The sequence below is a fragment of the Paenibacillus sp. FSL R5-0473 genome (assembly GCF_038004565.1).
Classification (GTDB): Bacteria; Bacillota; Bacilli; order Paenibacillales; family Paenibacillaceae; genus Paenibacillus; species Paenibacillus amylolyticus.
This window is the reverse complement of the sequence record NZ_JBBORL010000001.1, coordinates 4,740,393-4,751,058: the sequence shown is the minus strand read 5'-3', so window position 1 is coordinate 4,751,058 and position 10,666 is coordinate 4,740,393. Positions and strand designations below refer to the sequence as shown.

At 42.3% G+C, this 10,666-nt stretch carries 12 protein-coding genes; 8 read left to right on the top strand and 4 right to left on the bottom strand.

What is annotated here, in order from left to right; genetic code table 11:
- Nucleotides 1-391: 391 nt before the first annotated feature.
- Nucleotides 392-514, top strand: coding sequence for a DNA/RNA helicase domain-containing protein (locus MKY28_RS20945; RefSeq protein ID WP_340936879.1), 123 nt, complete (start codon nt 392-394; stop codon nt 512-514).
- On the top strand, nt 504-1,004 hold the full coding sequence (locus MKY28_RS20940; RefSeq protein ID WP_340936878.1) for a DNA/RNA helicase domain-containing protein: 501 nt from the start codon (nt 504-506) through the stop codon (nt 1,002-1,004). Before MKY28_RS20945 ends, MKY28_RS20940 begins: the two co-directional genes overlap by 11 nt.
- A gap of 161 nt (nt 1,005-1,165) precedes the next feature.
- Here the strand turns inward: MKY28_RS20940 and MKY28_RS20935 are convergent, their stop codons facing one another.
- Nucleotides 1,166-1,507: a helix-turn-helix domain-containing protein gene (locus MKY28_RS20935; protein WP_036606225.1), complete on the bottom strand. Its 342-nt coding sequence runs from the start codon at nt 1,505-1,507 to the stop codon at nt 1,166-1,168.
- 135 nt (nt 1,508-1,642) lie between these two features.
- Here MKY28_RS20935 and MKY28_RS20930 point away from each other — a divergent pair, with 135 nt between their 5' ends.
- The 6 genes from MKY28_RS20930 to MKY28_RS20905 all read left to right on the top strand — a co-directional run bounded on the left by MKY28_RS20930 (nt 1,643) and on the right by MKY28_RS20905 (nt 8,137).
- A complete protein-coding gene (locus MKY28_RS20930) occupies nt 1,643-2,164 on the top strand; it encodes a HEPN domain-containing protein (RefSeq protein WP_340936877.1) in 522 nt (173 codons plus the stop codon).
- A 578-nt stretch (nt 2,165-2,742) separates the two neighbouring features.
- Nucleotides 2,743-3,873 (top strand): WXG100 family type VII secretion target, encoded by a 1,131-nt coding sequence (locus tag MKY28_RS20925; protein ID WP_340936876.1) that lies wholly within the window; start codon nt 2,743-2,745, stop codon nt 3,871-3,873.
- Nucleotides 3,873-4,508 (top strand): hypothetical protein, encoded by a 636-nt coding sequence (locus tag MKY28_RS20920; RefSeq protein WP_340936875.1) that lies wholly within the window; start codon nt 3,873-3,875, stop codon nt 4,506-4,508. Before MKY28_RS20925 ends, MKY28_RS20920 begins: the two co-directional genes overlap by 1 nt.
- A gap of 149 nt (nt 4,509-4,657) precedes the next feature.
- Nucleotides 4,658-5,155, top strand: coding sequence for a hypothetical protein (locus tag MKY28_RS20915; RefSeq protein WP_340936874.1), 498 nt, complete (start codon nt 4,658-4,660; stop codon nt 5,153-5,155).
- Nucleotides 5,156-5,382: 227 nt separating this feature from the next.
- Nucleotides 5,383-5,709, top strand: a complete 327-nt coding sequence (locus MKY28_RS20910; protein WP_076213402.1) for a nucleoside triphosphate pyrophosphohydrolase — start codon at nt 5,383-5,385, stop codon at nt 5,707-5,709.
- Nucleotides 5,693-8,137 carry a DEAD/DEAH box helicase family protein gene (locus MKY28_RS20905; RefSeq protein WP_340936873.1) on the top strand — a complete coding sequence of 815 codons (2,445 nt, stop codon included), beginning with the start codon at nt 5,693-5,695 and terminating at the stop codon, nt 8,135-8,137. Before MKY28_RS20910 ends, MKY28_RS20905 begins: the two co-directional genes overlap by 17 nt.
- A 164-nt stretch (nt 8,138-8,301) precedes the next feature.
- On the opposite strand, the gene MKY28_RS20900 is transcribed toward MKY28_RS20905, so the two are convergent.
- The 3 genes from MKY28_RS20900 to MKY28_RS20890 form a co-directional block, all read right to left on the bottom strand.
- The gene (locus MKY28_RS20900; protein WP_340936872.1) at nt 8,302-8,913 is read right to left on the bottom strand and encodes a metal-dependent hydrolase; all 612 of its coding nucleotides are present in this window, start codon (nt 8,911-8,913) and stop codon (nt 8,302-8,304) included.
- 68 nt (nt 8,914-8,981) lie between these two features.
- Nucleotides 8,982-9,749 carry a MerR family transcriptional regulator gene (locus MKY28_RS20895; protein WP_340936871.1) on the bottom strand — a complete coding sequence of 256 codons (768 nt, stop codon included), beginning with the start codon at nt 9,747-9,749 and terminating at the stop codon, nt 8,982-8,984.
- Nucleotides 9,724-10,650: a DUF2268 domain-containing protein gene (locus tag MKY28_RS20890; protein WP_340936869.1), complete on the bottom strand. Its 927-nt coding sequence runs from the start codon at nt 10,648-10,650 to the stop codon at nt 9,724-9,726. The genes MKY28_RS20895 and MKY28_RS20890 overlap by 26 nt, the downstream gene beginning before the upstream one ends.
- Nucleotides 10,651-10,666: the final 16 nt, after the last annotated feature.

The window sequence follows — 10,666 nt, the reverse complement described above, 5'->3', positions numbered from 1 at the left end:
ATATGGTATTTTCACATCTTTACCTATCATTTGCTGAGACCAGTGAATCGTATAAGTTTCTTGATTACGCAAATAAATATGATGTAGGAGGTATGATGTTTTATTATAGAAAAGCTTTTTACTACACTTTTTGCTTACATTTTTCTGTTCCTATGCCTACAACTGAATTTTATATAAATATGCAAAACTCAATAATGAACAACTCTTATATGAAAATACTTCAATTTCTTCATTACATCCAAAACAAATTGCTGGAATTGATCTTATTCGCGGCTGGGATAGCTACTCTTACTTCTAATGCTTTGAGATTAGGAAAAAAATGAAACTACAGTACAGAGGGAACTCTGATTTTGTTTTACTTGATGAGCAGAAGGTTGCATACGAGGCCATTATGAGACTTGCCAAGCAAACAGATATAAAACGCACAATCATTGTGCAAGGTGGGCCTGGAACAGGTAAATCAGTTATATCTATGAATGCACTTGGTGGATTACTTAAAAAAGTTGAATATTAAATTTATTGCCCCGAATGCTTCATTTCGGAATGTTATGGTAGAGACCTTGACTCAGCGACAAGCAAGAAACAAGACTAGGACAAAGATGTTATTTACGGGATCAAGTCAGTTTTACAAAGAGCCAGCGGATATGTACGACGTACTTGTTGTGGATGAGGCGCATCGATTAAAAGGTAAAGGAGAATATCAATACTTTGGGGAGAATCAGATCGAAGATATCATTAAGGCATCTAAAGTGAATGTGTTTTTCAAAGATGATTTTCAACATATTCATCCTACAGCTAACTTCGATGGTTGGGATCAAGATTCTTTAGAATTCAAGTTAGTAGACACGCCGAACGAAGTATACGATCTAATCAAAAGTAAAAACGATCAGGGGTATAAGGCAAGGATGTTGGCAGGTTTTGCTTGGAATGCTCGTTCAATATCAAGTACTTGGGCTATCCATGAGAGTGGTATAGACCAGATTGGATGTGTTCATACATCTTAAGGTCTTGAGTTTGATTATGTAGGCGTAATTATAGGGAATGATTTCAGGAATTGATGAATTATTTATGTAGCAGAGCAAATTCAAAATGATGTGTACCATGGACTGTGCAAAGTAGAGAGAAACCCTATCAATCCATAAATGGACGGATAGGGTTTGTGTTTTCACATCAATATTCCTTTAATAACATTTTTGGCTACACGAATATTATCAGGAGAAGAATCTCTTAGCAGTTGTACAATTTCTTTGATTTGTTTCTCATCTTCAGTTACCTCAAACTCTTCTTCTATATAAGCAAATAATTGAATCAAATTAACATCCAAAGATTCAGCGATCTTCGCCAAGTTCACCAAAGAAACATTCTTTTCTCCACGTTCAATCTGTCCTATGTATGAAAAATGAAATCCACCTTTTTCTCCGAGGGATTCCTGTGAATACCCTCTTTCTTTGCGTAGTGCGCGAATTCTGGCTCCGACTAGCTTCAAAACTTCTCTGTCCTCGTTCATGGTATTCACCTCTCTATGTTCAAAAGTGTAGACAAGTTTCCTCAAGGTAAACACCAAACGAAGAATACAAATAATTTATTTGATTACTATATGTATCATTTTTATGTATAATACTGGTATTAACTCTTTGGAGGGATGACAATGGCAAGAAATTGGTCCATAACCGAAGCACATTGTAATCACCAAGTAGATTTTACCCGACGTTTGCAAGACCATGATATCTCCACACAATCTAGGTCCAAACATATTCCTGCTTACCATATGCTACGTACCACAATAATGGGCTATCACCAACATGCTAAGTATCATCTCCAACTTGCCGCCATGATGTGTAATCACAATCAGTTTAAAGCATGCCTAATTCTATGTAATTGGGCTCTAGCCTCCATGATTAAGGCGCTTTATATCCATAAGTATCATTCAACGCATCCACCCAAGGAACTCACCATGAACGAAATCTTGCCTCTAGTGCATACGGACACTGAACCCGGATTGGATATTGCCTTGTTTGTCGGCACGATACAACATATGTCATCCCTAGCGGATTACCCACATGACCAGCCAATAGAACTGGACAACATCGAAAAGCTTCTTCAACGAACAGAAGAGATATTGGACGAGTTAGCCACTCGATTGGAGGATGATTCATCAGAGTAAGATGTTTTTTTAATTGATCATTTGGGTTAAATGTTTGATTTATCTGTGTTACGCTTACAAGATGACATCATCCAAATAAAGGATATATGATGCAGAGAATACAAAGGATGCTCTTTGCTTTGAGTCTGGAAAGTAGGTGTACATTTTGAAAAGAGTGATTGCTATCGCGTTTTTTATATTATCTATATTGGAATTGGTTACATTAATCCTAATTGGTAAAAGCATGATGACTGGATACATGGAACCGAGTACGTTTAGAGGGATAATTTCATTCCCACTAGGCGCTACGTACCTCTCGATCTGGATGTTCTTTTCACGGCAAGAGTTTACCGGAGGACGAGTCGCGGCACAGATCAGTTTTACAGCGGCATTGTTAACGGCGTGCCCGTTGGTGTGTTTGTTAATTATTTTCTATTAAATCAAGAGATTAAGAAGATTTCCTTTGAATTAGGACCTATGAAGTACGTTGTTGGAAATATTGTTATGGTGAGAAAGGAAAAATCAGGATGTTAGAAGGATGTATATACATCAAGCTTCTGCTAACATGGTAAAATCCTATTTCAAACGCGGAGAATGATATGAGTACAATTAAAGTGACACCAGAGCAACTGTTGTATGTATCCAGACAGATCGAGCAGGGTAGGCAGCAGTTGGAGGGTATACGTAATGACCTGACCGCACGGATCGGATTCATCCAGTCTCAGTGGGCGGGAGCAACACAAGAACGATTTTTCTATGATTTTCAGCAGTCACGTTCAGTACTTGATCGAGCACTGGAAAGTATGGTTAAGTCATCCCAAGATCTGTTCGCGATTGCTGAGAGATTCGAACAAGCAGATCAGGAACAGGTGAGCTTGGGAGCCGTTGCTGGACAGATTGCTGTCCATACAATGATGAACCATAATATAAGTAACACAGAAGAACAACGACGAATGATATATAACCCTTTGTTTGGAGTTAACATGCCTGCCAGTGAAGCAGAGGATGGGATGCCAGGGCAAAAGGAGTTTGTTAAGTATTGGGAACAGGGTGGTACCTATGAGGAAATGAGGGCTGGGCCTAAGCAACCGGTGTCTAGTGGGGGGGATATATATGATGAACAGATCAGCGCATTTAAGGAAGGTCATCATCCCGTAACTGGAGAATCCATACCTGCATGGCAAGCAGCAGTTTCTATTGGAGGTTTACAGACTGCTAAGCTCGTGTTGGCTTTTACAGGAACGTATAATAGGGGCTATAAGGTTCCAAATGGTGGATTGAAGTTCTCGAAGTCTAAACCTGAAGTGCCATCTGGAGGTTATCCCTCAACTTCTGGTAACGTCATGAAGAGTTCTAACGGAGGGAAATGGGGAGCACAAGATGTGCACCAGTATACTCAATACAAACAAACTCTTCTAAAAAAAGATGTGATGTCCAATTCGGAAGTTATCATTAGAGGCGAGAATCTATGGGATGAAAAGGCTAGAAAAATGTTAACAAGCAATGGTAGTAGAATAGAGGATTGGGCGAAAATGACATCAAAGCAACAATATGAGACTCCCTATGGAAAAGGAGAAATCCACTTCTACCAAAATCAAAAAACTGGAGAGCTAAGCACTTTTGACTTGAAGTTGAAAGTATCCAAACCTAGGAAGCTTAGAGAGAACGAAGATGACTTGTTTTGGATCATTGATCTAGATGGTAACTTTAACATAACTGGAGTGAGATGATGAGAGTACAATTTAAAGATAAATCGGAGATGCAAATAGATATATCTATTGATAAAAAATATACCGTATTTGAAATAGAGTCTACCGTGTCTGGAGAGACGTATTATAGAATTGAAAATGATGCTAATCGGATTCTTCCTTATGATGCGACACTATTTAATGTGGTCTCAGACAAACTGAATAATGATTGGACTGTATTAAATAAGCCTAATCAATCATCTACTAGACTGCCCGAGGAGATTGCGTATTTAACCTTTTGGGAAGATTTCTACAATGATGAACCCAAAGCGCTACGTGCATTCAAGCAAGTCAAATCCAGAGTATACTTAGAAGAATTAGAAGCTTCAGAGATAACAAATATTCTGGAGAGTGACAATCAAGATGAGATTCATTTTGTCCTGAATGCATTAATAAAAGCTAAATGTGGAACTTATACGAAGGAAGTAATTCGGTTTGCAAAAACAAAGCTGGGTGATGATCTTTATTCAGAAGATGATATTTTATGGACTGCATTCAAATATTTGAGTTTATTTCAAGAGGAAGATATTAACGACTTCTTTGTGTACTACCTGACCAACATCGAGCTAGGGAATGATGATTTAACCGAAATTGCCAGTAATTACTTCGCATCATAATAGGAGTGGTGGATGGACGATCCATGTAAGTCCTATAACCAAAAATCAAAATTTAGTTATTGAGCCGGCTGATATATCCATCTACAATACCGAATTATTGTCACATTGGGATTACATGAAAAGATTATATGATGTAAGAAGGTTTGGCTATGGACTGCATGGAAATGATTTTAATTGATTTTAACAAAAACAATCTGGATCGATTCATTAAGAATGATTTGAACATTCAGGCTAAACGGATCAAAAGTTCTCATTTTTATGATAACCATAGTGAGAGCGATATTGAATTTCAGCAAATAGAGAGCTTTGAAAAGATTCTTTCTCCTAAGGGATCAGGGAATCTTTTATTGTCTGAGCTTAGCTTGGGTCATACCCTTAACGACGTGATGATTGTATTTTCATTCGATGAGGAATTTGGAGATATTGTAATTAATTTTCCTGAAGAGGAATTGTTCAGCGGAGAAAATTCAGAGACAACGTTAAAAGCTCAGAAGTTAATAGAGTATATTCTTGATATTAAGAAGAAGTATGCAATTGAGAAGGTTAGAATCGGATATGAACCAGCTATGGATGATGACACTTGCTTGGTCGAAATTAATAAAGAAACAATGGATACGAATTCGATCGTTGCAAAACTATTGGGATAGAATTCTTCTGATCCACAGTTGGATGCAAACAATTGGACATTACGTATACTTAAAAGCCCATTTCAACTCGAATACGAGTAGTCATGGGTTATTTTTATCTCCTCATTCCATCCCAACCACTTTACAAAATCAACCCATCCCTCCCCATAGCAAATGGTATAATGGCAAAAAGGGAGATTCTGGCGCGAGGCTCGAAGGCTCTCACAGCAGAAAGGATGTTATACCACATGCCTACATACAACAAATTGGTGCGGGACAAGATTCCGCATATTATCACATCCAGTGGCAAGGAATGCCGCACACGCATTCTGGACCCGGAGGAATATAAGCAAGAACTAAGAACAAAGCTGCAAGAAGAATCGGAAGAATACATGAGTGCTGTAAGTGATCAGGAAGCGCTGGAAGAACTGGCTGACATGCTCGAAGTAATCCGGGCGCTGGCGGAGGTGCATGGAGCGAATGCGGCGCAGTTGGATAAGCTACGGGCGGACAAGGCTGAGGCACGCGGTGGATTCCAGGAACGGGTGTATCTGATCGATGTCGACGAAGCTTAACGTTAAACTCATTACAGATAACCTGGCAGACGAACTCATTTCCCGGATGCAGCATGCGTCCGGGATTTATATTATGACGTCCTTTATTATGCAGTCTGGTGTGAAGCTGCTTGCGCCGCATTTGAAACGGGCAGCAGAACGTGGAGCCGAGGTGCGGATGCTCGCGGGAGACTATCTGTATATCACGCAGCCGGAGGGCTTGCGGGCATTGTGTGAGGTCGATCCACGAATTGAAGCTCGGCTGTGGCGAAGTATGGGGACTTCTTTTCACCCGAAAGCGTATCTGTTTGATCATGACAACGGCGAAGGACTACTAATTGTCGGCTCTTCGAACTTTTCCTTCACAGCACTGAAGACGGGGTATGAGTGGAATCTCGCGATGAATGCGGAGGCGGAGCCATATACGTTCCAGATGGCTTTGGATAAGTTCATGCAGAGCTTCTACCACGAGACAACCTTGCCGGTGAACCCGGATTCGATTGAACTGTATGAGGAAGAGTACCGCAAATATCACCAGAAGAACCCGGAGATGATCCAGCGCATCACGGAGATGGAAGAAGCGGAATTTGGCACAGGTCTGCCAGAGGACAAAGAGGAAGAGTTCGCCGAGCTGTCACTGGTGCCGATTCAACCGCGCTATGCTCAGTTGAATGCCCTCGAAGCACTTCATGGCACGATGGAGGAGCAGTATGATAAGGCGATGGTCGTTATGGCGACCGGGCTCGGCAAAACGTATCTGGCGGGTTTCTTCGCCCAGCGGTTCCAGCGGGTGTTGTTTGTGGCGCACCGGGAAGAGATTCTGTTCCAGGCGAAGAGGTCTTTTCAACGGATCATGCCGGAGCGCAGTCATGGGATCTATAACGGGCATTATAAGGATGGGGCAGCGGACTGTGTTTACGCTTCGATCTTTACGCTGAGTATGCAGAAGCACCGGGATGGTTTTGCGATGGATGCATTTGATCTGATCGTGGTGGACGAATTCCATCATGCGGCGGCGAAGACATATATGTCGGTGATTGAGCATTTCCAACCTAAGTTCTTGCTGGGCATTACAGCGACCCCGGATCGACTGGATGGCAAGGATGTGTATGCGCTCTGTGATGGGAATGTGGCTTACCAGATGCATTTTATTGAAGCGATCCGGCGAGGTTGGCTGGCGCCATTTCAATATTACGGAGTATTCGACGATACGGATTATTCGCAGATTCGTTGGATCGGCACGAAGTATGATGAAGAACAGCTCATGGCTGTTCAGTTGCAAGAGGAGCATGTGGAGACGATCTATGCGGCCTGGCTGCGGCACAAGCAGACGAAAACGATTGGATTTTGCTCATCGATCCGGCAGGCGGACTATTTGGCTGCGTATTTTCGTAGTCAGGGGGTGAAGGTGCTCAGTCTACATTCGCGCACATCGGAGATGTCTCGGGAGGAAGCGATCCGGCAGCTTGATGAGGGTGAGCTGGAGGTTATACTGACGGTGGATCTGTTCAATGAGGGGACAGATATTCCGCGTGTGGATACGCTGTTGTTCGTGCGTCCAACCGAGTCGCTTACGGTATTCACCCAGCAGGTGGGGCGTGGTCTAAGGCTGGCAGAGGGCAAATCGCATTGTGTCATTATCGACCTGATCGGGAATTACCGCAATGCGGATGTGAAGCTGAGTCTGTTGGATGTGCGTGGAGACGAGGAACGAAGCGGGAAAGCGATGGATTCGGGTGTGCCTGAAGTTCCAGCCAATTGTGGAATTCATCTGGAGACCCGGGTGGTTAATCTACTCCAAGAGCTAAGCCGCAAACGGCTGCCACGCCGCGAGAAGCTGCATCAGGATTTTCTGGATGTGAAGCGAGAACTGGGGCGTATTCCGACGTATCTGGAGCTGCACCTGATGGGGCGTTCGAAGAGTATCGGGTATCGGAGCGAATTCGGTTCCTATGTTGGATTTCTCTATTGGGCGGAGCTGCTGTCCCCGACTGAGGGAGAGGTGTACGTCCGCCATGAGGCGTGGCTGCGTGATGTGGAGAAGACACTCATGAACAAAAGCTACAAAATGATCGTGCTGCTGTACATGCTGGAGCGAGATGAAGTCCACTGGATGGACCCAATCACGCCGGGGGAGATAGCAAGGTTCTTCCATACGTACCTGACGGAGAAGGAATACCGGAAACGGAAAGACTTTTCGGACAAAGGCAAACTTTCGATCTGGGAATGGAATGAGAAGACGGCAACGGAGATTGAGAAGTTGATAATTGAAATGCCCATGTCCAAGTGGAGTGGGGCGAAGGGCAGCATGACGCGATTCGAAGATGGCGTGTTCTCGCTGAATGTGCAGGTGAAGGATGCGGAGGAACAGGCGGTGTTATATCGCTGGACGAAGGAGATTTGTCAGTATCGTTTGCATGCGTATTTTGAGCGGGGGACAGGGAAGTAGAGAAGAAGCTGCGGCGATTCCAATTTGGACCGCTACAGCTTTTTTTGATTACATTTAGCCATTCAAATTGAGTCTTGAGATTTTCAATAATAATAATTGTTTTAGTTATTTTGTCACTGTGAAATAACTCCCCTTGCCGGAAATAATAGTGAGTTCATCAATTCTTACGTAATAGTTCCAGTGATAGGGGTGTTATCTGGATAGACGATAATATATTGAGGATCTTTATACGAATAAGTTTGTTGCAAAGAATAACTTATTATTGCATTAGAAATTCCTAAGCTTACAACAAATGATGCCGCTAGTACTAATGAAACAATTGCAATTGGTTTAACTTTTTTATAAATTAATGTGATCGTAGTGGCAAGGGCTAACAAAGCAGAAATGATGAGTTCATTATTTGATCCCAAGATCGCGAAATTCTGTTCTTGGTTCGTAAAAGGATAGAACAAATTAATTCCATTACCAAGAAGGTCTATAAGAAGATGCCCGATGAATAATGTGGCCATCGTACTTATCCACGCCCAGAAGAACCGAACGTTTAAGGTTTTATAGATGATCCAGCCATATGCAGCTCCAATTAAGGGAACCATAGCAAGAGAATGTAACAATATATCACCAAAGTACTTAGTGATGTCAGGAGTGATAGCAATAATAGATCCCAAAACAATAGTAATTATATAGTCTTTAGTAAGAGATAACCGCTTATTTAGAAAAAGTAATAGAATCGTTCCGCCCGTAATCAAGTGTATAGCCATATGAAGAAACATTTGCATCGAGTTACCTCCTGAGCCTAGTTCATACATTTAAATCTTTTAGTGATGTTTTCTCACTTCACACAAAATCACCTTTCCCCACCCTCCACATAAACCATAATCGCTTGATACAAAAACCTCAAAAAATCCTCATCACCAAACTGATCAAAATAACCCGCATAGCGACGATCCGTCGTATAGGTCTCCGCGATACATCTCAGAATCTCATCATCACAGACCATAAACTGTTCCAGACAACTCTTCCATTTACGCACTAACGCTTGGACCTCACGAGAAGCAGGGGACAGATCCTGATGTTTCGCCAACTCCCGAAATACCTGCTCCATGTTGACCGAGAACTGCTGGTAGGCTTTTTCTTGTTCTTCCACAGACAGCTGGCTCACATTAGCTTCGAATTCCTGATATTTCTCGGTATCTCCATATACAAACTTCGCCTCGGATTCATATTGTTCTTGGATGGGCAGAATGGAAGAGTCGTCAAACAGATGAAGATGAGAGATATCTTTCCCATCTACATACTCATCCAATTGATGGATGATGGTTTCGAGCTTTTGTTTGCGTTGAACGAGTGTGCTGCGGTGCTCTCTTAGGATATCTTTTTGTTCTTCTTTGGAAAGTTGCATCATGGCCGCAATGTCTTTTAATGAGAAATTCATTTCTTTGAACAACAGAATCATCTGCAGATTCCCGAGTGCCTCTTGATCGTAATAGCGATAGCCGTTGTCCTCGACTTTGCTCGGTTTCAATAGATCCGTTTTATCATAATAATGTAATGCGCGTTTGGTGATGCCAGTAATCTGAATGATATCTTTAACGGTGAAATAGGGTGTCTTCATTCCAAAATTCCTTTGTTTCAGCAAGGATGACACTTGCCGGAGTGATGGTTGCTTCGGTAATCGGTGTACCTGTTTTGTTCAGATAATATTGAATTAAGTGATAACCGCAAGAATAGCCAGCCGCATAGGGCATACCTACGGGCGTGAAGTTTTGCATGATGGCAAGTTCATCGCCGTATAGATACGGATTAATTTGGTCAAAACCGGTGACATACAGCTGATCTTTTATCTTTGGTTTAATTACTTTATTCAAAGTCTCCATATCCGTTTTAGCTACCCAGGGGCCTAGCAACTCTTCTCCATACAGGGATGTCGCAAAGCTCTCGGCCAACCCCTCACTAACAACCATTTCCCCAAGCGTAATCTGTGGATTCCACTGGATATATTGATACCTTACGTTATGATTGCATTCATGGGCTAACACGGATTGCATACGAGGTAGAGTATATCTATTGGGGATCAGGTTCGCAATAATATAACCCGGGATTCCACCATCTCCGCTGATGCCTTCGTTCATGGTGAGTGAAGGACTGTTCTTGTCGCCTAATAAAATCGTATATAGATATTCGAAGACCGATAGCTCAATCCCGTGATCTGTAAAGGTGGATAGACTCGTACGGACAGCTTCATGACACTGTTGCCAAAATGCTTCAGACGAAATCGTTGCTAACGATTCGTTAATCTCAGGTGTAATATCTGCTGGAGCGATATTCATAAAGTTATTCATCATGATCACGTCAAAGCCGTGAGGTTCTTGAGAGCGAAACGGGATCTGTTGAATGTTCCATTTGTTCATGAATGGACTCATCATTCGCTCGCGGTATAACTCCAATTTCTCATCGGGTGCAGCCTGGATGATCTCCTCATAGATTTGATCTGAACGTAACGCGGTAATCTTCATCCTTAATCTCTCCTTC